The organism is Mesorhizobium sp. B2-4-3 (assembly GCF_006442815.1).
In the GTDB taxonomy this organism is placed as follows: Bacteria; Pseudomonadota; Alphaproteobacteria; order Rhizobiales; family Rhizobiaceae; genus Mesorhizobium.
Window position 1 is genome coordinate 104656 of the sequence record NZ_VFVL01000009.1, and the last position, 24672, is coordinate 129327.

Below are 24672 nucleotides of genomic sequence, written 5' to 3' on the forward strand. Positions count from 1 at the left end.
GGCAGGATAACACGTGACAACCGGCACCTGAAAACCGTAGCCGGATTCCGGTCGCCAGGCGGGCTGACAGTCTCAAATGTCGAAGCTGACCACGTGGTCCATGCTCTGCGACGGCAGGAGCTGGTCCATCTGCCGCGAAGGCTGGTCGCAGCCGGTTTCCCCCACGACCCGCGCTGGCACGCCAGCGACCGTCTTGTTGTGCGGCACGGGCGACAGCACCACCGAGCCGGCGGCGATCTTGGAGCAATGACCGACCTCGATATTGCCGAGGATCTTGGCGCCTGCGCCGATCAGCACGCCGCGGCGGATCTTCGGATGACGGTCGCCATTGGCCTTGCCGGTGCCGCCCAGCGTCACCCCGTGCAGGATCGACACATCGTCCTCGATGACGGCCGTCTGGCCGACGACCAGGCCGGTGGCGTGGTCGAGGAAGATGCCCTTGCCGATACGGGCGGCCGGATTGATATCGGTCTGGAACACCGAGGACGAACGGCTTTGAAGGTAGAGCGCGAAGTCCCTGCGACCCTGGTTCCACAGCCAATGCGCCAGCCGGTGCGTCTGGATCGCGTGAAAACCCTTGAAATAGAGAACCGGCATGATGAAGCGGTCGCAGGCCGGATCGCGGTCGTAATAGGCTTGGATGTCGACGCGAACCGTCGTGCTCCACTCCGGATCGTCGTCCAGCATCGCCTTGAAGGTCTGGCGGATGAGATCGGAACCGATGTCCTGATGCGCCAGCCGTTCGGCAAGCCGGTGGATCACCGCTTCTTCCAGGCTCTCCTGGTTGAGGATGGTCGAATAGAGGAACGCCGCGAGCAGCGGATCGCGGTTCACCGCCTCCATCGCCTCGTCGCGGATCGACCGCCAGATCGGATCGACCGGCTGCACCATGCTGGGACGGGCAATCGTAATGCTGTTCATCGACGCTCTCCGGCCTTACTCATTCTGCGGCGGCACATATAGGCTAGATCATAGCACGGTTGAACTCAATTTTCCTTAGTGCTTTGTCAAATGGACATGGTTCACGCAGATTCAAGCGACGATGGAAAGCGAACCCTTGATCGACGAAGCGCTGAAAAGCGAGCTTGCAGCGCTCTACCAGGCTGCGGATCGCCACTATCACGGCTTGGCTCACATCGAAGCGATGCTGGCGCTGGCAAGCGAATACCGGCACCTTCTTGATGACCCGGAGGCCGTCGAAGCGGCGATCTGGTTCCACGACGCCATCTATGACAGCCGCGCCAAGGATAATGAGGCAAAAAGCGCCGAACTGGCCGAGAAAAGGCTCGCCGGGCGCGCCAACCCCCATCGCCTCGCTCGCATCGCTGCCATGATCAACGCCACCGCCACCCACCAGTTGCCGCCGTTCCGCGACGAGGACGCGCTCAACGATGCGGCGCTTTTGCTCGACATGGATCTGGCGATCCTAGGCGCCGGATCCGCGGTCTTCGATGCCTATGAGAAGGCGGTCCGGCTGGAATATGGCTGGGTGGAGGAGCCGATGTGGCGCGCCGGCCGAGCCGCCGTCCTCAAGAGCTTCTTGGCCCGCCAGCATATCTTCTATACGACGGAGTTCCGGGATCGGTTCGAGGCGCAGGCGAGGGAAAATCTCGGCCGTTCCCTGCAAGCCCTGCAAGACCAGCGCGGATAGGCCCATACTCCCGCTGGGCTTTGCTGTTGCCGTTTGTCTTGGTGCAAGATTTTCCATCATTTGCGTGAAATCGGCGCAAACGCCGGGGATTGGTTGAAGCCGCCCCCCCAACGTCGTCATTCTATGGCGGAGCAAGGAGCGAAGCGACGCGGCGCAGACCATAGAATCCATGCCGTGACTTGGAAGCGCCGCCACAGTGCAGAATTTTGCTCCGTTGCACGCCTTGGCGAAGGTGACGGCATGGATTCTAGGGTCTTCGCGACGGAGCTTCGCTCCTGCTCCGCCCTAGAATGACGATCGCGATGGGCGTTTCGGCCAATCTCCAACGCGTGCCACCTGCCAACGCAAACAGAGCCTACCGGTCAAAATCCCATTGCTGTGCCACTAATCCGGAAAGGTCTCGATTCTCTCGACGTAGGCTCTGAACCCCGCGCGCCCGTAAACCGACTGGGCAGCCGGATGATCATAGGTATCGGTGTGAAGCCAAAGCCTTTGCGGCCCGTGCGACCACGCCGCACGCAACGCCTGGTCGAGCAGGAACGGCCCCAATCGCTTTCCTTGAAAAGCCGGGGCCAGTCCGAAATGAGCGAGCTCGATAGCCGCTTCGCCGACATTGTTGAATTCGCAGAAGCCGGCGGCCTCGCCAGCGACACGCAGCACATGGATGTGCGTGGCGTCATCGGCGAGCAGCGTTTCGAGTTCCGCTTCCGGCAGGCGCAGACGCTGGTCCCATTGCACCGGCCCGCCGACCGCGCGGTAGAGATCGAGATAGCTTGAAAGACCGAGCCTCTCACGCGCCACGATGGCGCCGGGCGAAGGTGACGCAAGCGGAGCGCCCTGAGGCGGCGCCTGCATCTCCATATAGGTGACGAGCAGATCGACCATTGTGAGCCGAGGAGCGCCGCGCGCTTAAAGCGGGTTTTCGGCGTAGAACTCGAGCACGCGCTGCTTGAAGCTCTTGTCGCCGACGGCGAGCATGTGGTCGCGGCCCTCGATGTGAAACGCCCTGGCATTGGGCATCAGCGCCGCAAGCTCGTCGGGCGAGCCGCCGATGTCGTCCTTCGTGCCGACCGCGATCAGGGTCGGCTGGGCGATGCGCGCCATGTCGTCCTCGCTGAGCAACTCGCGCGACTTGGCGATGCAGGCCGCGAGCGCGCGCCGGTCGCTGCGCGTCTGGTCGGCGAAGGCGCGGAACGAGCGGCCGCGCGGATGCGTGGTCTGCGAGGGGTCCTCCGCCAGCAGCGCAGCGGCGATCGGATCCCAGTCGCCGACGCCGTCGACCATGCCGATGCCCAAACCGCCGAACACCAGCGTCGCGACCTTCTCCGGATCGGAGAGCGCCAGGAAAGCCGAGACTCGCGCGCCCATCGAATAACCCATGACATGCGCGCGCTCGATACCGAGATTATTAAGCAGCGCGGCCGCATCGGACGCCATCTTGGCCGGCGTGTAATCGGCCTCGTCATAGCTCTTCGACGACGAGCCATGGCCGCGATGATCGAAGGCGATCGCCCGGTAGCCGGCGTCGTTCAGCGTCTTGAACCAGCCCGGCGAGACCCAGTTGACGTAGTGGCTGGAGGCAAAGCCGTGGATCATCAGCACCGGGTCGCCCTGCCCCGAGGCCGGCTGGCGATCGAGATAGGCGAGTTCGAAACCGTCATGGGAAAAGAACTGCATCGGCAGATTTGCTTTTCAGTTGGCGCCAGTGCCGATAGCCGGGTGGCGCAATAGATCGCCTTCCTTGATGCCATCCCGGGCGGCTGTGCCGGCCTTGAGTTCAAGCACGAAGCGCACGGGTTGTCCCGGCGAGATGATCGCTTCGGATTCGGGCTCGCCGCGCTTGATGGCTTTGATCCTGCCGTCCTGGCCGATAAAGATGAGGTCGAGCGCCATTGGAGTGTTCTTCATCCAGAAGTCCACCTCATCCGTTCTTTCGAAGACGAACAACATGCCGTGATCGTCTGCCATGGTCCGGCGAAACATCAGCCCCGCCTCGCGTTCGACGGAGGTATCGGCGATCTCGATGGAGAAGGAACGCTCGCCCGAACCGGTCGCCACCACAAGCGGTGTCCTGTCGATCGGCAGCAGCATCGCATCCGCCGAACTTGGCTTCGCAGCGATGAAACAGGCGGCGAAAACGATCGCGGCGCAGAATATGCCCGCGGTCAGCCAATTGCGATGAGCCATGGGTACCTCGTCCAGACGCTCGTCCTAAACCATGATCCGGACAAGTGGAACCGGTTTTCGGACAAGATGGTCGCGCCGCGGCAAAGGGACTTTTCGAGTGCGTCGAGAAGCCCTCAGTGCGAAACCGACAAGGTGCCCATATCGGGGTGGATTTCGGCGGCCATAAGGCCTTTGTCGCCGCGGCCGAAGCGGACGAGCACGACCTGCCCGGGCCGGAGCTCGGTTATGCCGTAGCGCCGCAGCGTCTCCATGTGGACGAAGATATCTTCTGTCTCCTCGCCCCTGGTCAGGAAGCCGAAACCCTTGGTGCGATTGAACCACTTGACCAAGGCCCGCTCGAGGCCGCTCTCCGGGTTGACGGTAACGTGGGTGCGCTGTTCCTGCTCTGCCGGGTGGACAGCCGTCGAGGCATCCATGGAAAGGACGCGGAAAGCCTGCAAGCCCCGCTCGCCCTGTTTGACCAGGCAGACGACCCGCGCGCCCTCGAGCGCCGTCTGGAAGCCGTCCCTTCGAAGACAAGTCACATGGAGGAGAATATCGCCCGAGACGCCGTCGTCCGGAAGAATGAAGCCGTAGCCCTTCGCCACGTCGAACCATTTGATAGCGCCGGCGATTTCGACAAGCTCGGCGGGGTCGCCGCCACTGTCCCGCTGCAAGGCGTCGTCAAGGCTTCCGTCCCGCCTCGTAAAAGAGGCTTTTTCCCCCATAAGAATGCCCCCCTTTTCAACTGAACCGCAACTGATTCTTGCCAAGAGATTAACACTGCGACTTCCGGGGTGTGCAAGGGCTGACGTGCCTTTTTTCACCGTTCAGCACCGGAAAGGCTGAAATGTCGTTTGCCGGCGCTTCCGGAATCCGAAATCGCAAGGTCTGAAATCGATCGCGCCGCCACTATTGTCGGACGATTGCCCTTTCCCCGGACGGCCCCTATGGTGCCCCGCAACCCCAACACTTTGAGGAAGCCGCCATGCGTTACCTGCACACAATGGTCCGCGTCGCCGATATCGACCAGTCGCTCGATTTCTACTGCAACAAGCTCGGCCTCAAGGAGGTGCGCCGCTACGAGAACGAGCAGGGCCGCTACACGCTTATCTTCCTCGCCGCGTCGGAAGACGAGCAAAGCGGCATCAACGAAAAGGCGCCGCTGGTCGAGCTGACCTACAATTGGGACCCGGAAGACTATAAGGGCGGCCGCAATTTCGGCCACCTCGCCTATGAGGTCGACGACATCTACGCCACCTGCCAGAAGCTGATGGACAACGGCGTGACCATCAATCGTCCGCCGCGCGACGGCAACATGGCCTTTATCCGCTCGCCGGACGGCATCTCGATCGAGCTTCTGCAGAAAGGCCCGGCCAAGGCAAAGGCCGAACCGTGGGCCTCGATGGCGAACACAGGCGTCTGGTAAAGCCGGCGCTCCCACGCCGATTTGACCGGGTCGCTGGCGTTTCGCCGGGCCTTGCCTATCTATCGGGAATTGGCGCCAGCCTCATCCAGGCTGGCGTTTCTTCATCCGCCAGGAGAATTTCATGCCGATCAGCCGCGCCGATGTCGCCACCGAACATGCCAGCCGCTACCTGCAGCAGCTCTGCAAGCACTGGTCGCATAAATTCCCGGTCGAGTTCGACCCGCAGCACGGCGCCATCCAGCTGTCGATCGGCCGCACCGTGATGGACGCCGACGATCATGCGCTGCACATCGCCCTGGCCGCCGACGACCAAGCGTCGCTGGAGCGGCTGGAGAGCGTGGTCGCCGACCATATCAAGCGCTTCGCCTTTCGCGAGGAATTGAGCTTCGACTGGCAGAAGGCCGCCTGAGGCGGAGCAGTTCCGGGAAAAGTGCCTCGAACAGTCAGCCGCCGGCCTTGCCCGCCATGTCGAGCAGCGCCAGCACGCTGCGCCAGTTGCGTGCCGTGCCCGGCACCTTCAGCGTGCGTGGGATGAGGTTGGCGAAGACCGATTTGCCGAGCCCGTCCGGCGCATGCAGGTAAAGCACGTCGCCCTTGATCTCGAAGCGCTCGGGGCCGGTGCATTTGTCGGCGAGCCGCTGCGTCTCCTCGGCGGTCGGCTCGCGCTCCAGCGCATAGGCATGCAGCTTGGTCGGCTCGCCGGCTATCTCGGGATAGGGATTGTCCTCAACCAGCCGCTCGAACCAGCCGGCGTCGCGCACCATGATGCGCGAATGAAAGCCCCATTTCTTCTCGAATGCCGCCTCGATCTCCCTGGTCAGCGTCGCCGCGTCCCCCTTCTTCGCCCGGAACACGATATTGCCGCTCTGCACATACGTCGCGACATCGCTGAAACCGAGGCTTTTGAAAAAGGTTCTGAGCTCCGCCATTTTGACGATGCGGTTGCCGCCGACATTGATGCCGGAAAACAGCGCGACGAAGACCGTGCTTTGTTTTGCGCTCATATGATGAACCCCGCCAGCGTCTCGTTGTCGGTGATGTCCTGATATTGCACGCCCTCGGCGTCGAAATTGGCTTTCAGCAGGTCGAAATTGCGCCGGTCCTTGGTCTCGATGCCGATCAGCACCGAACCGAAATTGCGTGCCGATTTTTTCAGATACTCGAACCGGGCGATATCGTCGTCGGCACCGAGCATTTCGAGGAAATCGCGCAGCGCGCCCGGCCGTTGCGGAAAACGGATGATGAAATACTTCTTCAGCCCCTCGAAGCGCAGCGCCCTCTCCTTTACGTCCGGCAGCCGCTCGAAGTCGAAATTGCCGCCGGAGACGACCGCGACGATGGTCTTGCCCCTGATCTCCTTGCGCGAAAAATCCTTGAGCGCATCGATCGCCAGCGCGCCGGCCGGCTCCAGCACGACGCCCTCGACATTGAGCATCTCGATCATGGTGGCGCAGAGCCGGTTCTCCGGGACGAGGCGGACGGCGTCGGCGGTGAAGTCCTTGAGATGGCGCAACGGCTCTCGACCGATCTCGGCCACCGCCGCGCCGTCGACGAAATTGTCGACCTTGGCGAGCTTGACCCGCTTGCCGCCGGCAAGGCTCTCGCGCAGGCTAGGCGCGCCCGCCGGCTCGCAGAACACGAAGCGCGGGTCGCGATGCTGGTCGGCGAAATAATGCGTCACCCCGGCGGCAAGGCCTCCGCCGCCCACCGGTAGCATGACGATGTCGGGCGCGCGGGCGCCTGGCATCTGGGCCGCGATCTCGTAGGCGACCGTCGCCTGGCCCTCGATGATGTCCTTGTGGTCGAAGGGCGGCACCATATGCGCGCCGGCGGCCTCCGTGAATTCGAAGGCGGCGCGGTAGCAATCGTCGAAGAAGTCGCCGACCAGCCTGATCTCGACGAAATCGCCGCCGAACAGCCGCGTCTTGTCGATCTTCTGCTGCGGCGTCGTCACCGGCATGAACACGACGCCCTTCTTGCCGAAATGGCGGCAGACGAAGGCAAAACCCTGGGCGTGATTGCCTGCCGAGGCGCAGACGAACAGCTCGGCATTGTTGCCGGCGGCGAGCGCCTTGCGGAAGAAGTTGAAGGCGCCCCTGATCTTGTAGGAACGCACCGGCGTCAGATCCTCGCGCTTCAAAAGGATGCGGGCGCCTGTCTTCTTCGACAGATAGTCGTTCTCCTGCAGCGGCGTTTCCGGAAAGATTCCGCGGATCGCTTCGGCGGCCACGGCAACGCGGGCGGAAAAGCTGTTCACTGAAAGTCCCTCGTTTCGACAGCCGGCACGCGGCAGAATGGCCGTGACCCGTGCCGGCAATCTTCCTGCCGCCGTTTTGGCTTTCGCGCAACAGTGCGATGGCTGTCGCCCGACGCTGAGCCAATTTCCGCTGGACACGACTTACTTTAGCCGCACTTCGGCTGTCCGGGAGGTTTCCGCGGAGGTGGACGGCCAATCGTGGCCGCAGTGGAATTGCCAGTGAAAGTGTCGACGTGCGGTTGAAGACAATTCTGATCATTGCCTTTGCCCTGCTGATAGCAGGCTGCGCGGGCCACCAGACGCAGGAAATCCTGGGCAGCGTCGTCGTGCCGACGACGGCGACCGAGATCGCCGGCAACCACTCGATCTTCATCGCCACGACGCGCAAGCGCTCCGACGACCCGAACAAGGTTTTTGACGGCGAACGCTCGGCGACGCTCAACTATGCGCGTGTCAACGTCACAGTTCCCCCCATTCACCAGACCGGCCAGATCGAACGCCGTTCGCGCGGCAAGTCGAACGACCCGACGAAGTATTTCATGGCCTCCGAAGTCGTCGGCTACGACACGCAGCCGAAATTCGCCAGCGCCCTCAACGCCGATATCGACGCCCGCGGCGGCCGCGTCATGGTCTTCGTCCACGGCTACAACACCGGCTTCGACGACGCCGTCTACCGGCTGACCCAGATCGTCCACGATTCCGGCTATCCGGGCACGCCGGTGCTGTTCTCCTGGGCTTCCGGCGCCAAGACCACCGACTATGTCTACGACAAGGAAAGCGCCGCCGCCGCCCGCGACCAGCTGGAAGTGACGTTGCGGATGCTGGCGCAGACCGGCGCCCGGCGCATCGACATCGTCGCCCATTCGATGGGAACCTGGGTGACGATGGAGACGCTGCGCCAGCTCGCCATCACCGGCGACCGCGATCTCAGCGGCAAGCTCGGCGACGTCGTGCTTGCCTCGCCCGACATCGATGTCGACGTCTTCAAGAGTCAGATGCGCCGCTATGGCAAGCCGGACAAGCCCTTCATCTTGCTCCTGTCGGACGACGACCGAGCGCTGAGGCTCTCCGGCCTGATCGCCGGCTCGCGGCCGCGCGTCGGCGATTATCGGGATGCCGCCGACCTCGCCTCCTATGGCGTCACGGTGGTCGACCTTTCCAAGGTCAAGGGCGCCGACAGCTTCAATCACACCAAATTCGCCGACAATCCGATGATGGTGCAGATGATCGGACAGCGTCTGCGCGAGGACGACGGCTTTGCCAGCGATCGCGACGTGACCGACCGCATCCGCCAGTTGGCCACGCAGTAACCGTATCCGCGCGGTTTCCGCATCGCATCGACTTTGAACTGGACCCGGCCGCTCTCTGGCTTTATCGGAGTAGCAAGAGAGCTTGCCGCCCTTGGGGGATCCCGGGTGACTGTGCATGTGAAGATCGTTGTCGGCCTTGCCTTCACGCTCGCCCTCGCCGGCTGCGCCGGTCCCACGCATGATCTGCTCAACCGCAAGGCGGTCGCGGCGCCTGCCTCCGACATCGCCGCCAGGCACGAGATCTTCGTCGCCACGACCCGCCAGCAGGCGACCAAGGATCCGCGCCAGGTGTTCGACGGCGACCGTTCGCTGACCACCCTCTATGCCCGTGTCGACGTCACCGTGCCGAAGATCCATCAGGTCGGCGCGATCGAGCGCGCCAAGGGCTCGGCCGACTCCAACCCGGCCAAGCAATTCACCGCCACCGACGTCGTCCACTATGGCGATGCGCAGCAATTCGCCAAGGCGGTCGGCGCCGACATTTCCATGCGCGGCGACCGCGCCCTGGTGTTCGTGCACGGCTTCAACAACGGTTTCGACGACGGCATCTATCGGCTGACGCAGATCGCGCACGACACCAAATATCCGGGTACGCCGGTGCTGTTCTCATGGGCGTCGAGCGCCAAGGCGACCGGCTACATCTACGACAAGGACAGTTCGACCGCCGCGCGCGACGACCTCGAGGCGACGCTGCGGATGCTTGCCAAGACGAAGGTCAAGAGCATCGACATCATCGCCCATTCCATGGGCACCTGGCTGACGATGGAGGCGCTGCGCCAGCTTGCCATCACCGGCGACCGCGATCTCAATGGCAAGCTCGGCTATGTCATCCTCGCCTCGCCCGACATCGACGTCGATGTCTTCAAGAAGCAGATGATCCGCTACGGCAAGCCGGACAAACCCTTCGCCATCCTGCTTTCGGGCGACGACCGGGCGCTGAAGCTGTCGAGCTTCATTTCCGGCGACAAGCCGCGCGTCGGCGACTACGGCAACGCGGCCGATCTCGCCAATTATGGCGTGACGGTCGTCGACTTGACCCACGCCAAGGGCGGCGACGGCGGCCTGAACCATGCCAAGTTCGCCGACAACCCGATCCTGGTGCAATTGCTGGGCAACCGGCTGCGCACGCCGGCCGGGCTTGCTTCGGACGAGCCCGACCCGGCGCAGCTCAACAATATCGGCCAGGGCCTCGGCAAGGCGGTCGGCTCGGTCGCCGAGGTCGTCATCACCACGCCGTTCAAGGTGCTGACCATCGCCACGGGCGGATAGCTAACGCTCAGATAAACAGATCGACCTTCTGGAACGTCGTCACGTCGACCAGGCCGACGTCCGAGATCCTGAGTTCCGGAATGACCACCAGCGCCAGCAGCGAGTGCTGCATATAGGCGTTGTTGAGCGAGCAGCCGACCTTGCGCATCGCCTCGGTCAGTTGCTCGGCCTTGGCCGCGACGATCTCGGCGCGTTCGTCGGACATCAGGCCGGCGATCGGCATCTCGACCAGCGCCAGTTCCTTGCCCTTGGAATAAAGCACGACGCCGCCGCCCACCTCGCTCAGCCGGTTGACGGCCAAAGCCATGTCCTCCTTGTTGGTGCCGACGACGATGATGTGGTGCGCGTCATGCGCCACGCTGGACGCCATTGCGCAGTCTTTCACATAGCCGAAGCCGGAGACGAAGGCGTTGGTGACGCCGCCCGTGCCGCGATGCCGCTCGACCAGGGCGATCTGGCAGATGTCGTTGCGGCGATCCATGGCGACCAGCCCGTCCTCGACCGGCAGGTCGGCTTCCAGAGCGCGCGTCGGCGCCTGGTTCTCGATCACGCCGATCACCCGCGCCCGCACCTCGTTGGCGCCCTTCGGCGCGGAAATGTCGAAGTCCTTGGCCGCGAGCTTCTTGCCGAGCTTGACCGTGTTCTTCGCCGATTGCGGATAGTCATAGGCGGGGATGTCGATCTCCAGCTTGCCGCCCTTCGCCAGCCGGACGCCGCGGGCATAGACCTCGTCTATGGTCATCTGGGCAAGGTCCGAGACGATCAGCAGATCGGCGAGCCGTCCGGGCGCGATGGAGCCGATCTCGCGCTCCAGCCTGAAATGCTGCGCGGTGTTGAGCGTCGCCATCTGGATCGCCGTCACCGGCTTCAGGCCCTGGCTGATGGCGTGCCGCACCACCCGGTCCATATGGCCTTCATGCACAAGCGTGCCGGAATGGCTGTCATCGGTGCACAGGATGAAGTTGCGCGGATCGATGCCGCCTTCGGTCACCGCCTTGATCTGTGCCGCGACATCGTACCAGGCCGACCCCAGCCTCAGCATCGCCTTCATGCCCTGGCGCACGCGCGCGATCGCGTCCTCGGCGCGCGTGCCTTCATGGTCGTCCTCCGCCCCGCCCGCGACATAGCCGTGAAACGGCAGGCCGAGATCGGGTGACGCATAATGCCCGCCGACCGTCTTGCCGGCCTTGACCGTCTCGGCGATCTCGCCGGACATCACCGGATTGTTGGCAGTGACGCCTGGGAAATTCATCACTTCGCCGAGGCCGATGATGTTTTCCCAGGTCATGGCCTCGGCCACGTCGGCGACCGTCAATTCGGCGCCGGCATGCTCCAGCCCCGGCGCCGACGGCACGCAGGACGGCATCTGCACATGCACGTTGATCGGCATCGCGACCGCCTCGTCATGCATCAGCCGCATGCCCGGCAGTCCAAGCACATTGGCGATCTCGTGCGGGTCGATGAACATCGAGGTCGTGCCGTGCGGGATGACCGCGCGGCAGAACTCCGTCACCGTCACCATGCCGCTCTCGACGTGCATGTGTGCGTCGCAAAGGCCGGGCACCAGATAGCGCCCGCCGGCATCGACGACCTTCGTTCCCTGCCCGATGGCATGGCCGGCGTTCGGCCCGCAATAGGCGAAACGGCCGGCGGCGATCGCGATATCGGTGCCGGGGATGATCTCGCCCGAATGGACGTTCACCCAGCGACCGTTGCGGATGACCAGATCGGCCGGCTTTCGGCCCATCGCGACGTCGACCAGATGTGTCGCCACCTCGGTCCACGGCTTTGGCTTTGCAGCGCTAGTCGGCTTGGCGTTGGTCATCGGCGGGTCCTCTGAATAGGCCACTTTGGCAAATGTCGGCATCCGGAGCCAGAGCGTCAGGTCGTAAACCACTGTTGCAGAGATGCAATTCCGTTTCGTGGCGAATGGCGCTAGTCTGTCGCGAGGAGTCGTTCGAAACCGCCATTTCGGAGCGCTCGATGCGTCGATTGACGCTTGCCAGTGCCGGCTTTCTTGCCCTGCTGTCCGGATCTGCCCGGGCGGCGGATCTGGGTAGCGATCTGCCGATGACCGCAGCCGGCTTCGACTGGACCGGCTATTATGCCGGCATGCAGGCCGGCTATGGCTGGGGCCGGTCCGAAATCACCGGCGACGATGGCGGCCCGTTTTCGGTGAAGCCCGACATCGACGGCGGTTTCGTCGGCGGCCATGTCGCGGGGCTCTGGCAGTTCGACAAGGCCGTGATCGGCGCCGAGGCCGATCTCAACTACGCCTCGATCGACGGCACCGCCGACGCCGGGCCGGCAAACACATTCGGCACCGACGTCAAGTGGTTCGGGTCGATCAATGCCAAGGCCGGCTATGCCATGGATCGCGTGCTGATCTATGGCATCGGCGGCGTCTCTTTCGCCGGCATCGAGACCTCGCAGGCGGCAGGCTCGGCCTTTGCCCGAACCCGCACCAGCACCGGCTGGACGCTCGGCGCCGGCGTCGACTATGCCTTGACCGACAATGTCGTCGTCGGCGCGCAATACCGCTACTACGATTTCGGCAAGGAGCATTTCGATGCGCCGGACACCTTCGCCGACCGCGATCAGGACGTGAAGCTGCAGACGCTTGGCGTGAATTTCAGCTATAAATTCTGAGGCTTGCGGCGCCGCAACGATGCGGAACGCCCCTCCCGCATCTCTTGAAAATTCAGGTGGCCGGCGCCCGCAGGGGGCGGGGGAATGGGTAGGGGCCTGATGGACGCCGGCCTCGGCGGATCGATCCGCCGCGTGGCAAACACTAACGTACTCTCAGCAGACCGTAATTCCGCGATCGCGCCACTTTGCCACCCTGCGGACGAACATGGCCGATAGGCTTCGCCGAAAGGTTGCGGGCGACCGGTCAGGACCGGCGCGAGACGGTCTTTCCCTCCGGCATCGCCTCGAGGCATTCCTCCAGCCGCCGCAGCCGCGCTTTTTGCCAGCGCAGCGTGTGCGCGACCTCGTGCAGGTTCCATTTGGCCTTCGAATTGGCGGCCTCGATCAGCCCGCGTTCGAGCCGATCGATCTCGCTGCGCAGCTGCCGCGCCTCCGCCTCCCGCAGTCCCCTGATCCAGCCTGGCCCACGCATGGTCCCACCATCAAAGCCAGCCATTAGGCTCGCACACAAAGGCTAATGGGATCGGTTTGGAGAATTTGGCATTTTAAACATCACTAATGTTAAATCTACGCCGCGAAGGAGGCAGGACGGCGGCCGCACAAAGCGCAACCGATCCGAAACATGGCTTGACGGCTCATATCAGGCATCTGAAAAGGGCACGCCTGCGGACGTGGCGGAATTGGTAGACGCAAGGGACTTAAAATCCCTCGATCTCTGATCGTACGGGTTCGATTCCCGTCGTCCGCACCAGCCTTCGCTCTTCGAGCTTTGGCTGGCAAGCCGACAGCCTATTGGACGAAGGTGCGTCCTCCCAAGTCTTGGGGCGCTGGTACTCAACCCTTCATCGGATTGAGCTTCAAATGCTGTATCAGGATGATCGTCTTGGCATCCATGATCCGCCCGTCGGCGATGGCCGCCAGCGCCTCGTCCAGCGGCATTTCGAGAACCTCGATGTCCTCGCCCTCCTCTGGCGCGCCGCCGCCGTCGGAAATGCGGTCGGCCGGCGAATAGCGCGCGGTAAAGAACCAGAGCCGCTCCGTCACGCTGCCGGGACTCATGAACGGCGCGAACAGCCGCTCGACGTCCTTGAGGCGGTAGCCCAATTCCTCTTCCGCTTCCTTGCGGATGGCGGTTTCGGGATCGTTTTCGTCGAGCAGCCCGGCGCAGGCCTCGATCAGCGGCTCGCGGTGGCCTACGGCGTAGGCCGGGAAGCGGAATTGACGCACCAGGAGCACGGTCGAGCGCTGCGGATCGAAGGGCAGGATCACCGCGCCGTCGCCGCGATCGTAGGTCTGGCGGGTCTGCGTCTCCCATCGCCCGTCGCGGCGGCGGTAGTCGAGCACCGTCTTCTTCAGCACCGCCCAGTCGTCCGAAAGGACCTCCTCGGAACGGATGCGAATGCGATCTTCCATGACGACCTCCGTGCTGCCCGCGGCAGCGTTAGCGGCGAACCGGCGCCTGCGCAATCCTGGAAACCGACTGGTCCAGCGGGCGTTTCACCTGCTCGTGTCTGGCGCGACACGTCGCGACTGCTTAGATAGCCGTATCTTCCCAGGAGCCCGTTTCATGACGTCATCGCTTTTCCAGCCGATCACCCTCGGCGGTCTCACCTTCTCCAACCGCATCGCGGTCGCCCCCATGTGCCAGTATTCGGCCGAGGACGGCTCGGCCAGCGACTGGCATCTGCATCACTGGATGAACCTGGCGATGTCGGGCGCCGACATGGTCACCGTCGAGATGACCGATGTCGAGCGACGCGGGCGCATCTCGCATGGCTGCCTCGGGCTTTATTCCGACGACAACGAGGCGGCCGCCAAGCGCACGCTCGACGCCGCCAGGCGCGTCGCCGCGCCCGGCACGAAATTCGGCGTTCAGCTTGCCCATGCCGGCCGCAAGGCCTCCAACCGCAAACCTTGGGAAGGCGGCGGTCCGCTGCAGCCTGGCGAGGATCCCTGGCAGACGGTCTCGGCCTCCGCCATCGCCTATGACACTGGCTGGAACGTGCCGCATGCGCTGGACGATGACGAGATCCTGGAGCTGATTGCGCGTTTTGCGCAGTCGGCCGCACGCGCCGAACGCGCCGGCTTCGACTTTGCCGAACTGCACGCCGCGCATGGCTATCTGATCTTCCAGTTCCTCTCGCCGCTGTCCAACCAGCGGACGGACCGCTGGGGCGGGTCGCTGGAAAACCGCATGCGCTTTGCGGTCGAAATCGCCAAGGCGGTGAGGAAGGCCGCCCCGTCCATGATGTTGGGGGCGCGCCTTTCGGTGAAGGAATGGGTCGACGGCGGTTTCGACGTCGAGGACGCGATCGAGGTGGCCAAGGCGCTGAAGGCCGAGGGCATCGCCTATATCTGCTGCTCCAGCGGCGGCAATTCGCCCCTGCAGCAGGTGCCGCCCGGCCCCGGCTACCAGGTGCATCTGGCCGAAGCCGTGCGCAAGGGCGCCGGCATTCCGACGCGCGCCGTGGGGCTGATCGACGATCCGAGCCAGGCCGAGGCGATCGTCGCCGAAGGCCGTGCCGACATGGTGGCGCTGGCGCGCGCATTCCTCGCCGACCCGCGCTGGGGCTGGCGCGCGGCCGCCGCCTTCGGCGAGGAAATCCGTCCGGCGCCACAGTTGGCGCGTTCGGTGACGACGATGCGGCATTGGATGAAGGTCGCCGGCTAGGGCTGCGTTGAGATTCAGGTCAGGTCGAGCCGAGAACGGTGGTTTACGAGAACCGACCTACGCCGGCCATAGCCTTCATAGAGCGGAGACACTTATGAGGGCTTCGGCCGGCGAAGGCCGGAGCGGAGCGTACTTAAAGTACGTGAGCACCGGCCTACGCCGGCCGAAGCCTTAACTGCTACGTCACTCTCCTAAATGCATGCTTCGGCCGGCGAAGGCTGGAAGCGCAGGAAACCATCGTTCGCAGGCCGGCATCACCTGAATGTCAGCGCAGCCTAAAGCAATTCCAGGAAAAGTGCGACACGATCAGGCTCGGCGGCTTCGCCGTGGCCTTCCGCCCGGAATTGCGTCAAAACAAAACCGGAAATCGGCAACGTCCTGAGACGTTAGGGCGCAGGATCCCCGCCACACTGCAACCAATTTGGCCGCTTTACGTTGGCGGCCATGATGGACAACAAACCCTTTGAAAAGCCGGTGGTGGTCGAGCTCGGCCATGTCGGCAAATACCGCCAGATCAGCAGCACCCGCGAGGCCGCCGAGTGCCTGATGACCGTTTGGCCGCTCAATCGCGGCGATCGCCATCGCGATGCTCTCGACACTTGCCTCAAAGCGCTGGAAGGTTATCGTTCGACAGCGGACGCACGTCGCGCCCTTGTCGAGGCGGCCAAGGAATCGGAAGTTCTGGTTCCCGAAGACAGGCTGCCTGACGGAAAGCTGCACTGAGCACGCTTCTTAACCGGAGGATTCCATGGCGAAGCTGACTTACAAGATCGTCGAGCATGATGGCGGCTGGGCCTACAAGGTCGGCACGACGTTTTCCGAGACTTTCCGCACGCACCAGGAGGCGCTGCGCGCCGCCGAGATCGCTTCGTCCGAGCAACAGGTTGCCGGTACCACCGACGGCATCCAATATGAGGACGCCGAAGGCAAGTGGCATGACGAACTGGCCGATGGCCGCGACCGGCCGCAGACCGAAGTCTCCGACTAGAGTTGGAACCGCACCGCGACCGGCGAAGCCGTAAGGCCTCAGACCGGCCGCCGGTGGCTATGCGGCGCTACTTTCCGCAATAATGGTCGTTGACGTTCTGTTGCGAGTTGGCATCCGGACCGGGTGTGGTGTCGGCGCACGGCCCAATAGCACCGGTGCTGCCGTAGGTGGTCAGCCCGGAACCGCCATTGATGCTGCCCGTGGTATAGGGATCTACCTGCTGGCTCGTGTCGGGACGATGGTCGCGGTGCCACCACCACCAGTCGTCGGATGACTGCGCCACGGCCGCGCCACCCATGGCCAGCACCAGCGCCGAAGCTGCAATAAGTCTTGTAAGCATCGGATTCTCCATTCTCTTGATCGCAAAATTCGTGGGACCGCAGCCCCACAGCGACAAAAACGAAACCCTGGGTTGGGTGCGAAGGTTCCCCTGGAAATTCCGGGTGGGACAGAATGTCCGACACATTTGCGTGACGCCGCGTGAAAAGCCGCGAGCGCCGGCGCTAATCATTTCACGTTGGTGAAGGCACGCGCGGCGATACGCTGGATAAAGGCGACGACCCGTTCGGGCTCCGCAAATTGCGGCATGTGGCCCAGACCTTCGACCCTTTCGAAGTCGAGGCCCTCGATCTTGTCCAGCATCGGTTCGCCATGCACGGCCTCGCCGATCACCTGGTCGCCGGTGCCGAACAGAATGCCTGCCGGCACCGCTATTTCGCGGTAGCGCTTTTCAATTTGGCCAAGGTCCCGTTCCACGGCCACGACATCGGCGGACGTGGCGAAATAGTGGGACGGACGCAAGCCGAGCCATCCGCCACCGCCGATCATGTAGTCCGCGGGAACCGCTTGCGGCGCGAAAATGAACCGCAGCGTCGGCTGCGCGTAGCGAAGGCTGAGCGGTATCGCCACCGTATGGGCCAGGGCGCGGCGCAGCAGCCGGGACGGAACATAGAGCAGGTCAAATCCCTGACGACCCGCCGCTTCCAGATGCGTCAGCGGCGAGAGCAGCGCGATGCCGGAAATCGCTGTCGGATGCCCGGTCGCAAGCGCAAGCGCGATGGCCCCACCGAGCGAATGGCCGACGACCAAGGGCCGCTCCAGGCGCAATTCCTCGATGAAGCGCCGCACGATGTCCGCCTGTTCGGGCAGCCGGCCGGTGGCGCCGCTTGCCCGAACCGAATAGCCGGAGCCCGGCCGGTCGAGCGCGATCAGCCGGTAGCCGGCGCCGAAGCGCCCGAACAGCGTGTGGCGGAAATGGTGGAGTTGGGCGCCGAGCCCGTGCACAAAGACGATCGGCCTGCCGTCGCCCTCTTCCACATAGTGGATGCGGTTGCCGTCGATCTCGACGAATTTCCCGCAAGCCGGCACCAGTCTTTCGGCCTTTGCCGCTATCCGCCAGGTCGCAACCATCAGGGCAAGCACGACGATGGCCACCGCAACGAGCAAGCCGGCAACCAGCCACGAGACAACCGATATCAGCATGCTATCATCCCAGGCCGACCGACCGCACCATATCCGCAACGGCCGCCGCCAAAAGCGGATATCCGGCTTTCGCATTGCGGCCGGCCACCGGCCGCGTTATCTCAGGCGACCTTTTGCGCCGGAGCCCGCCATGCCTGAAATCGTCACCGCCGCCATGCTCGTCATCGGCGACGAAATCCTCTCCGGCCGTACCAAGGACAAGAACATCGGCCACCTCGCCGACATCATGACGGCGATCGGCATCGACCTGAAGGAAGTGCGCATCGTCCCCGACGAGGAGGACGAGATCGTTGCCGCGGTGAATGCCGTGCGCGCCCGCTATACCTATGTCTTTACCACCGGCGGCATCGGCCCGACGCATGACGACATCACCGCCGACTCTGTAGCCAAGGCCTTCGGCGTGCCCTGCGAATACGACGCCAAGGCCTACGCGCTGCTCGAGGCAAGCTATGCCGCACGCGGCATCGAATTCACCGAAGCGCGCAAGCGCATGGCGCGCATGCCGCGCGGCGCCGACCACATCGACAATCCCGTCTCCGTCGCGCCGGGCTTCCGCATCGGCAACGTCCATGTCATGGCCGGCGTGCCGTCGATCTTCCAGGCCATGCTCGACAATGTGGTGCCGACGCTCAAGGCCGGCACAAAAATGCTGTCGGCCACCGTGCATTGCCCGTTCGGCGAAGGCCTGATCGGCGGGCCGCTGGCTGATATCCAAAAAGCGCATCCCGACACCATCATCGGCTCGTACCCCAAATATGGCGACGGCAAGTTCTGGACCGAGCTCGTCGTCCGGGCCCGCAGCGAGGAAGCCCTCGAGGCTGCCCGCAAAGACGTCGAGGCGATGGTGGCGGGGTTCGCCGAGGCGGGCTGACCCGGCGGTTCGGCTGGAACCAGTCAACGCGCTGAGGCGTTCCCTTTGCCGCGCGGATGCGCAGGCAAGACAATCGAGGGACCGGTCATGCGCTTCAAGACGATCGTCGCCATTTTGCAGAACGAACAGGACGCCGAGCGCGTGCTCGATTGCGCCCTTCCGCTTGCCGACAGGTTCGAGAGCCACCTCGTCGGCATCCATGCCGAGGCGCTTCCCGTGCCCTACACGTCGGCCACGGGCTTTCCGGATACCGAATTCCTGCAGGTCTCGGCCGAGATGAACAAGGAACGCGCCGACAAATTGCAGGCCTATTTCCTGCAGCGGATCGAGGAATCCGGCCTGTCCTTCGAGTGGCGAAGCCTGGAGAGCTTTTCCGGCGACAGCGCGCTGACCGGCATATCGAGCGTGCGCGCCGCCGATCTGATCATCGCAGCGCAGCGTGACACCGGGGGCGATCCGAGCGCCGATGTCGACACGCTGGTCTACGACGCCGGCCGGCCGGTGCTGGTCGTGCCGCATGACGGCCCGCTGGTGACAACCTTCAGGCGTGTGCTGCTTGCCTGGAACGGTAGCAAGGAAGCGGCCCGCGCGGCGTTCGATGCCCTGCCCTTCATCGCCGAGGCCGACAAGACCGACATTCTCGTCATCGATCCGCCGGAGACGCTGGATGAATCTCCGGAAGCCGCCGGCGCCGAGATCGCCGCGGCGCTGTCCCGCCACGGCGCCAATGTCAGCGTCTGCGTGCAGAAATCCGGCGGCACTTCGGTCGACGACGTGATTCAGGCCAGGATCGCGGAATCCGGCGCCGATCTTCTGGTGCTAGGCGCATACAGCCACTCCTGGCTGCGCCAGCTTCTGTTCGGCGGCGTCACCCGCACGGTGCTGCGCTCCACGAATGTGGCCGCTTTCCTGTCGCGTTAGGGTGTATTTCCTGGGTCCACAGCCATCGCCGGCCCTGCCCTTGCCAAGAGTAACGCTTTCCAGCTAATTCCGCGTGCATTCCAGTGTTTCTGCGCGCCGACGGCGTGCTTTGCGGAGTGCCCGAACCATGTCCCTTCCCGAAAAAGCCTTTCCCGTCTCCTGGGACCAGTTCCACCGCGACGCCCGCGCGCTTTCCTGGCGGCTTTCCGGCGCCAACAAGGGACAGTGGAAAGCAATCGTCTGCATCACCCGCGGCGGCCTGGTGCCCGCCGCCATCATCGCGCGCGAGCTCGGCATCCGCGTCATCGAGACGGTGTGCGTCGCCTCCTACCATGACTACACCAGCCAGGGTCAGTTGCAGGTCCTGAAGGAGATTTCGCCGCCGCTGCTCGCCGATGACGGGGCCGGCGTGCTCATCATCGACGACCTGACCGATACCGGCAAGACGGCCGGTATCGTGCGCGCCATGATGCCCAAGGCGCATTTCGCCACCGTCTATGCCAAGCCGAAGGGCCGACCGCTGGTCGACACGTTCGTCACCGAGGTCAGCCAGGACACCTGGATCTACTTCCCCTGGGACATGGGCTTCACTTATCAGAAGCCGATCGCGGACGATCACGCCGGCTGAACAGCCATCATATTCTCCAGAGAATCTGCCTCAAACCTGCGTCATGTAGTCGAGCCGATGAGCACGACTACTTTGCGAGACTGACTTTTTCTGGTGGGGTTTTCCGGCGGAGTGAAGTTTTTTACTTTTAAAGCCCACAATTCGCCGTAAGATTCGTAAGGTGGCAAACGATTCTGGAGGCTGGGGCAGCTTCTACCATGTTGACGAGGCCGACGACGCACAACCAGATGGCCGAAAGAGTCCGGCGGCTCTTCGGCGTCGCGCCTTGTCGCCTGCAGGTTGCCGCCCTGCCGTGGCGCGAGGGCGAGAACGGCGTCGAGATCATGCTGATCACCAGCCGCGACACTGGGCGCTGGGTGCTGCCCAAGGGTTGGCCGGAAGCCAGGGAACCGCTTTGCCAGGCGGCCGCTCGCGAAGCAGGCGAGGAAGCCGGACTGCGCGGCTCCATATCGCATTTTGAAGCCGGCCGCTATTTCTATGCCAAAGTCCTCACCTCCGGCGAGGAAGTGCCTTGCGAGGTCCTGGTCTTTCCGCTGCATGTCGACCGCGTCGCGGATCGCTGGAAGGAGAAGCGCGCGCGAACGCGCAAATGGGTTGGCCCGAACGAAGCCGTCCGGATGGTCAACGAACCCGACCTTTGCCAAATCATCGCCAGCTTCTGCGCCGCGCCGCGCAAATTCGCCTGATTCAAAGCAAATTCTTGAAAAGCGCGGAGCGTTAAAGCGCGGCGACTTCGCCGTAGCGGGCTCGGCGACTTCGCCGTAGCACTCCGCCCGGGTTGCGTCAGATCGGAAAAATCCGTCAGACGCGGCCGAAATCATCGGAACTGAGCCGGGTCCAACGATCGCCCATCAATCCGCCGATGAAGATGTCGCCGGAGCGGACCGCTTCCGCGACCTCGGCAATGCGCGAGCGGACCATCGTTCCCCCGGCATAGCGGAAGAACACATGCTGGTGGCCGAAGAGCTGCGGCATGAATCGGCTCTGGGACTGCCCGGCAATGCCCACGCAACCCATGTCCCGCGCCGCCGCGATGAGAGCATCCAGCGTCGCGCCCCAGTGGGATCCGGATGCCTGGATTTGCAGCAGGTTCGCGACGCCGCCGGCCTGGCCATAAAAAGCGTAGCAGCCCAGCATCTTGCCCGTTTCGTCGTAGGTCCCGCCGAAATGAAGCGGCCCGTCGGCCCGCTTCTCGGCCGCCAGCGCGAGCAGCCGCGGCAACTCCCCGTCCATCCAACTCGGCCGAAGGGAATAATCGGTCATGAGGATTGGCAGTCGCTCCGCAAATCGGACCGCATCGATCGGTTCCCGGTGGATCCGTTGGGAAGACGAATGCTGGGCCGATGGCTCGAACCTTCTTCTTGCAAGAGCGTCGAAGGCTTTCGCGAAGGGATCGAGCGCCAAGCGAGGCAGCCCGGGCCATTTACGGCGCAGCGCGGCGGCGGCCATGGCGCCCGGCCGGAAAACACAGGTCCATTCCAGGCAGTGCACCGGCAGCAGCTGATACTTCATCGGACGCGCGAAGGCCAAGGATGTGCGGTTGGCGGAGTCGGTCAGGTAGAGATCGAATTCGCCTTGATGCAGGGTACGCAGCAATTGCGGCCCGGCCCAACCGTGATCGGTATTTGAATCGGTCATGAAGGGACCGATGATGGCCGCGTTCAATGCGCTTCCGTTGAGCTCGTAGCGGGCTTTCAGAACGCCCATGAAGCCACCTAGGCGGCCCTGCGGATCGATCTGGACAAGAGCCTCGCTCTCATCCCCATCAAGGTAAAGCTCCCTCATGTAGTCGGCCGTCTGCGCGATCGCGCGATCGCGCTGGAGGCGACGATGGCGAAACTTCATCAGGAATAGCGCGGCGACGTGCTCGAGATCCCCGGCGGCCAAAGGCCGAACCGAGCCATGCTGGGATTCCCGCGTCGACGGCGCGGCCATCTTTCCCTGGCCGGTCATGCTTCCCAAAGAAAATCTCCGTTCAACCGGCATTCCTACAGAAACAAAAAAATCCTAGAGGCCAGCGCCTATCACATCCGATTTTCTTTTCTGTAAATATACGACGAATGTTGCTTCAAAAAGCGGAAGTCGATCAAATTTAAGAGAGAAACTACTAAAATATTCAATGTATAGAAAGAAACTTGAATAGCACATTACGCAGTCATATCCGCATAACGTGAAGGCGGTTGTAACTGTCGAGTTGGCAGGCGGATCGCTCCGAAGACCGTGCTCCGACTGCGCCCGGCCGGAGCCGGGCGCAGTCCCTTTCCTCAGGCGACGAGGCCCTTGGTCAATTCGAGCGCCTGACGCTCGAACAGCCGTCGGTAGATGCCGCCGTTCAGCCTGATCAGGTCGTCATGCGAACCTTCCTCGGCGATACGGCCGCGATCGAAGACCAGCAGCCGGTCGAGCGCCCGCACCGTCGAGAGCCGGTGCGCGATCACCAGGGTCGTGCGCCCGATCATCAACCGCTCCATCGCCCTCTGGATCAGCACTTCCGATTCCGAATCCAGGCTCGACGTCGCCTCGTCCAGGATCAGGATGCGCGCGTCGGCCAGGAAGGCACGGGCGATCGCCACACGTTGACGCTCGCCGCCCGACAATTTCACGCCACGCTCGCCGACCAGGGTTCCATAGCCCTTGGGCAGGCTCGTGATGAAATCATGCGCGCTGGCGAGTTTGGCCGCGTGCTCGATCTCGGCCTGGCTGGCACCGGGCCTGGCATAGGCGATGTTCTCGGCAAGCGAGCGGTGGAACAGGATCGGCTCCTGCTGGACGATGGCGATCTGGCCGCGCAACGACGCCTGCTCGACTTGCGAGATATCCTGGCCGTCGATCAGGATCCGCCCGGCATTCACGTCATAGAGCCGCTGGATCAGCTTGACGAAGGTCGTCTTGCCCGAGCCCGAATGCCCGACCAGTCCGACACGTTCGCCGGCCTCGATATCGACCGAGAAATCGCGGTAGAGCGGCAGACGGTGACTGCCGTAGTGGAACGTCACCTTGTCGAAGGCGATGTGCCCATCGGTGATCCGGATCGGCTGGGCGCCGGGCCGGTCCTCGATGCCGAGCGGCTCGGACTGGAAGTCGACCAGTTCCTCCATGTCGTTGATCGAGCGCTGCAGGTTGCGGATATGCGTGCCGATGTCGCGCAGATAGCCCTGCAGCACGAAGAACGAGGTCAGCACGAAGGCGACGTCGCCGGCGCTTGCCTGGCCCCAGGCCCACAACATGAGGGCAAGACCGATCACCGCCGCACGCATCAGGAGCAGCAGCGTCCCCTGCGTGGTGCCGTTGGCGGTGCCGCGCATCCAGGTGCGGCCGGTGCGCAGGCGCCATTTGGCGACGACGCGCGCCAGCCGCGCTTCCTCGCGGGTCTCCGCGCCGAAGCCCTTGACGACGGCGTTGCAGCTCACCGCGTCGGCCAGCGAGCCGCCCAGCCGCGTGTCCCAGCTGTTGGCGAGCCGCGCGGCTGGCGCGACATAGCCGAGCGACAGCGTCGCCGTGACGGCGATGAACAGCACCGAACCGGCGGCCACCACTGCCCCCATCAGCGGCCAGAACCAGCCGAGCAGCAGCGTCGAACCGACGAGCATGACGACCGACGGCAGCAGCGCGATCAGGATCGTGTCGTTGAGCAGATCCAGCGCCCACATGCCGCGCGTTATCTTGCGCACCGTCGATCCGGCAAAGCTGTTGGCGTGCCAGTCCGTCGAGAAGCGCTGCACCCGGTGGAAGGCATCGGCTGCAATGTCCGACATCATCTTCAGCGTCAGCTCGACGATCCACAGGAAGGCGGCATTGCGCAGCACGACGCCGGCCAGCGCCAGCGCCATCAGGGTCGAGAACGCCGTCATCGCCGCATTCCAGGCGACTGCATCGGTTCCGGCGCCGCTGGCGACCGCATCGACCAGGCGGCCGGAGTAGAAGGGTGTCAGCACGTCGGCCAGCGTCGAGAGCAGGAAGGCGCCCATGATGAGCGAAAGCCGCCACGGCTGTTGGCGCCAATGGCCAAACGTAAAGCCAAGCACGCTGCGAAAGGCGCTCGCGCGCAGGTCGGTCTTGAAACGAGCCATGATGTCATCCGGGCGCAAACCAGCCCGGTCCCGGTAAATTCAAATTGGAAAACCCGCGTCCGCGCCTTGCGGCGTCTCTGAAAAGCGGGAGGTTCAGTATGGTGGCCGCCCGCCCGAAGGCGGCGACCGGCAGCGGCAAACGCCTCTCCTGCATCCAGCTTTCCGATCAATCTTCGGAAAGCCTGAGCAGACCTAGGCTTCGCGGCCTCGCGTAACGATGTAAAATCCTGCCATACGGTCCTCCCGGAAGGGAATCGCGGAGACGCCTTTATAGGGAGGCATCAGCCGATCGCCAAGTCGGCCCGTCACG

General features: G+C 63.7%; 27 protein-coding genes and 1 tRNA gene. 14 read left to right on the top strand and 14 right to left on the bottom strand.

Annotated features, from left to right (window positions below):
• Positions 1 to 72: 72 nt before the first annotated feature.
• Entirely contained in the window at positions 73 to 921 is an 849-nt protein-coding gene (gene cysE, locus FJ956_RS11990; RefSeq protein WP_140677321.1) for a serine O-acetyltransferase, read from the bottom strand.
• Between the two features lie 121 nt (positions 922 to 1042).
• Here cysE and FJ956_RS11995 point away from each other — a divergent pair, with 121 nt between their 5' ends.
• The gene (locus FJ956_RS11995) at positions 1043 to 1651 is read left to right on the top strand and encodes a hypothetical protein (RefSeq protein WP_140677314.1); all 609 of its coding nucleotides are present in this window, start codon (positions 1043 to 1045) and stop codon (positions 1649 to 1651) included.
• Between the two features lie 384 nt (positions 1652 to 2035).
• Here FJ956_RS11995 and FJ956_RS12000 read toward each other — a convergent pair whose 3' ends face one another.
• The 4 genes from FJ956_RS12000 to FJ956_RS12015 form a co-directional block, all read right to left on the bottom strand.
• Positions 2036 to 2536 (bottom strand): GNAT family N-acetyltransferase, encoded by a 501-nt coding sequence (locus FJ956_RS12000; RefSeq protein ID WP_140677304.1) that lies wholly within the window; start codon positions 2534 to 2536, stop codon positions 2036 to 2038.
• Positions 2537 to 2560: 24 nt separating this feature from the next.
• Positions 2561 to 3328 carry an alpha/beta hydrolase gene (locus tag FJ956_RS12005; RefSeq protein ID WP_140677296.1) on the bottom strand — a complete coding sequence of 256 codons (768 nt, stop codon included), beginning with the start codon at positions 3326 to 3328 and terminating at the stop codon, positions 2561 to 2563.
• Between the two features lie 15 nt (positions 3329 to 3343).
• Complete coding sequence (locus FJ956_RS12010) at positions 3344 to 3838, bottom strand: DUF192 domain-containing protein (protein ID WP_140677295.1); 495 nt, start codon at positions 3836 to 3838, stop codon at positions 3344 to 3346.
• 113 nt (positions 3839 to 3951) lie between these two features.
• Positions 3952 to 4545, bottom strand: coding sequence for a cold-shock protein (locus FJ956_RS12015; protein ID WP_140677522.1), 594 nt, complete (start codon positions 4543 to 4545; stop codon positions 3952 to 3954).
• A 260-nt stretch (positions 4546 to 4805) separates the two neighbouring features.
• On the opposite strand from FJ956_RS12015, the gene gloA reads away from it, so the two are divergent.
• Both gloA and FJ956_RS12025 read left to right on the top strand, forming a co-directional pair.
• Positions 4806 to 5246 (top strand): lactoylglutathione lyase, encoded by a 441-nt coding sequence (gene gloA / locus FJ956_RS12020; RefSeq protein ID WP_140677293.1) that lies wholly within the window; start codon positions 4806 to 4808, stop codon positions 5244 to 5246.
• A gap of 121 nt (positions 5247 to 5367) precedes the next feature.
• Positions 5368 to 5655 carry a DUF2218 domain-containing protein gene (locus tag FJ956_RS12025; protein WP_140677290.1) on the top strand — a complete coding sequence of 96 codons (288 nt, stop codon included), beginning with the start codon at positions 5368 to 5370 and terminating at the stop codon, positions 5653 to 5655.
• A gap of 34 nt (positions 5656 to 5689) precedes the next feature.
• Here FJ956_RS12025 and FJ956_RS12030 read toward each other — a convergent pair whose 3' ends face one another.
• Both FJ956_RS12030 and ilvA read right to left on the bottom strand, forming a co-directional pair.
• Positions 5690 to 6250, bottom strand: a complete 561-nt coding sequence (locus FJ956_RS12030; RefSeq protein ID WP_140677288.1) for a DUF1697 domain-containing protein — start codon at positions 6248 to 6250, stop codon at positions 5690 to 5692.
• A complete protein-coding gene (ilvA, locus tag FJ956_RS12035) occupies positions 6247 to 7503 on the bottom strand; it encodes a threonine ammonia-lyase IlvA (RefSeq protein ID WP_140677286.1) in 1257 nt (418 codons plus the stop codon). Before ilvA ends, FJ956_RS12030 begins: the two co-directional genes overlap by 4 nt.
• A 233-nt stretch (positions 7504 to 7736) precedes the next feature.
• Here ilvA and FJ956_RS12040 point away from each other — a divergent pair, with 233 nt between their 5' ends.
• Complete coding sequence (locus tag FJ956_RS12040) at positions 7737 to 8813, top strand: alpha/beta hydrolase (protein WP_140650978.1); 1077 nt, start codon at positions 7737 to 7739, stop codon at positions 8811 to 8813.
• Positions 8814 to 8918: 105 nt separating this feature from the next.
• The gene (locus tag FJ956_RS12045; RefSeq protein WP_140677284.1) at positions 8919 to 10082 is read left to right on the top strand and encodes an alpha/beta hydrolase; all 1164 of its coding nucleotides are present in this window, start codon (positions 8919 to 8921) and stop codon (positions 10080 to 10082) included.
• A 7-nt stretch (positions 10083 to 10089) separates the two neighbouring features.
• Here the strand turns inward: FJ956_RS12045 and ade are convergent, their stop codons facing one another.
• Positions 10090 to 11907 (bottom strand): adenine deaminase, encoded by a 1818-nt coding sequence (gene ade, locus FJ956_RS12050; protein ID WP_140677282.1) that lies wholly within the window; start codon positions 11905 to 11907, stop codon positions 10090 to 10092.
• Between the two features lie 158 nt (positions 11908 to 12065).
• On the opposite strand from ade, the gene FJ956_RS12055 reads away from it, so the two are divergent.
• Positions 12066 to 12731 (top strand): outer membrane protein, encoded by a 666-nt coding sequence (locus FJ956_RS12055; protein ID WP_140677280.1) that lies wholly within the window; start codon positions 12066 to 12068, stop codon positions 12729 to 12731.
• Positions 12732 to 12975: 244 nt separating this feature from the next.
• Here FJ956_RS12055 and FJ956_RS12060 read toward each other — a convergent pair whose 3' ends face one another.
• Positions 12976 to 13203, bottom strand: coding sequence for a hypothetical protein (locus tag FJ956_RS12060; protein WP_140677278.1), 228 nt, complete (start codon positions 13201 to 13203; stop codon positions 12976 to 12978).
• A gap of 193 nt (positions 13204 to 13396) precedes the next feature.
• Here FJ956_RS12060 and FJ956_RS12065 point away from each other — a divergent pair.
• Positions 13397 to 13482, top strand: a tRNA-Leu gene (locus FJ956_RS12065).
• 83 nt (positions 13483 to 13565) lie between these two features.
• Here the strand turns inward: FJ956_RS12065 and FJ956_RS12070 are convergent.
• On the bottom strand, positions 13566 to 14144 hold the full coding sequence (locus tag FJ956_RS12070; RefSeq protein ID WP_140677276.1) for an NUDIX domain-containing protein: 579 nt from the start codon (positions 14142 to 14144) through the stop codon (positions 13566 to 13568).
• Between the two features lie 154 nt (positions 14145 to 14298).
• Between FJ956_RS12070 and FJ956_RS12075 the strand changes: the two genes are divergently transcribed.
• The 3 genes from FJ956_RS12075 (at position 14299) to FJ956_RS12085 (ending at position 16390) form a co-directional block, all read left to right on the top strand.
• Complete coding sequence (locus FJ956_RS12075) at positions 14299 to 15402, top strand: NADH:flavin oxidoreductase/NADH oxidase (protein WP_140677274.1); 1104 nt, start codon at positions 14299 to 14301, stop codon at positions 15400 to 15402.
• Positions 15403 to 15846: 444 nt separating this feature from the next.
• On the top strand, positions 15847 to 16125 hold the full coding sequence (locus tag FJ956_RS12080; RefSeq protein ID WP_140677272.1) for a DUF982 domain-containing protein: 279 nt from the start codon (positions 15847 to 15849) through the stop codon (positions 16123 to 16125).
• A 25-nt stretch (positions 16126 to 16150) separates the two neighbouring features.
• Complete coding sequence (locus FJ956_RS12085; RefSeq protein WP_140677270.1) at positions 16151 to 16390, top strand: DUF2188 domain-containing protein; 240 nt, start codon at positions 16151 to 16153, stop codon at positions 16388 to 16390.
• 67 nt (positions 16391 to 16457) lie between these two features.
• Here FJ956_RS12085 and FJ956_RS12090 read toward each other — a convergent pair whose 3' ends face one another.
• Both FJ956_RS12090 and FJ956_RS12095 read right to left on the bottom strand, forming a co-directional pair.
• Positions 16458 to 16730 (bottom strand): hypothetical protein, encoded by a 273-nt coding sequence (locus FJ956_RS12090; RefSeq protein ID WP_140677267.1) that lies wholly within the window; start codon positions 16728 to 16730, stop codon positions 16458 to 16460.
• Between the two features lie 167 nt (positions 16731 to 16897).
• Positions 16898 to 17872, bottom strand: coding sequence for an alpha/beta hydrolase (locus FJ956_RS12095; protein WP_140677265.1), 975 nt, complete (start codon positions 17870 to 17872; stop codon positions 16898 to 16900).
• Between the two features lie 130 nt (positions 17873 to 18002).
• On the opposite strand from FJ956_RS12095, the gene FJ956_RS12100 reads away from it, so the two are divergent.
• The 4 genes from FJ956_RS12100 (at position 18003) to FJ956_RS12115 (ending at position 20978) form a co-directional block, all read left to right on the top strand.
• Positions 18003 to 18743 carry a competence/damage-inducible protein A gene (locus FJ956_RS12100; protein ID WP_140677263.1) on the top strand — a complete coding sequence of 247 codons (741 nt, stop codon included), beginning with the start codon at positions 18003 to 18005 and terminating at the stop codon, positions 18741 to 18743.
• Between the two features lie 87 nt (positions 18744 to 18830).
• Positions 18831 to 19664: a universal stress protein gene (locus FJ956_RS12105; RefSeq protein ID WP_140677261.1), complete on the top strand. Its 834-nt coding sequence runs from the start codon at positions 18831 to 18833 to the stop codon at positions 19662 to 19664.
• Between the two features lie 127 nt (positions 19665 to 19791).
• The gene (gene gpt, locus FJ956_RS12110) at positions 19792 to 20292 is read left to right on the top strand and encodes a xanthine phosphoribosyltransferase (RefSeq protein WP_095765134.1); all 501 of its coding nucleotides are present in this window, start codon (positions 19792 to 19794) and stop codon (positions 20290 to 20292) included.
• Between the two features lie 197 nt (positions 20293 to 20489).
• Complete coding sequence (locus tag FJ956_RS12115; protein WP_140677259.1) at positions 20490 to 20978, top strand: NUDIX hydrolase; 489 nt, start codon at positions 20490 to 20492, stop codon at positions 20976 to 20978.
• Between the two features lie 115 nt (positions 20979 to 21093).
• Here FJ956_RS12115 and FJ956_RS12120 read toward each other — a convergent pair whose 3' ends face one another.
• Positions 21094 to 22245, bottom strand: coding sequence for a hypothetical protein (locus tag FJ956_RS12120; RefSeq protein ID WP_140677520.1), 1152 nt, complete (start codon positions 22243 to 22245; stop codon positions 21094 to 21096).
• Positions 22246 to 22556: 311 nt separating this feature from the next.
• Positions 22557 to 24362: an ABC transporter ATP-binding protein gene (locus tag FJ956_RS12125; RefSeq protein WP_140677257.1), complete on the bottom strand. Its 1806-nt coding sequence runs from the start codon at positions 24360 to 24362 to the stop codon at positions 22557 to 22559.
• Positions 24363 to 24672 lie beyond the last annotated feature (310 nt).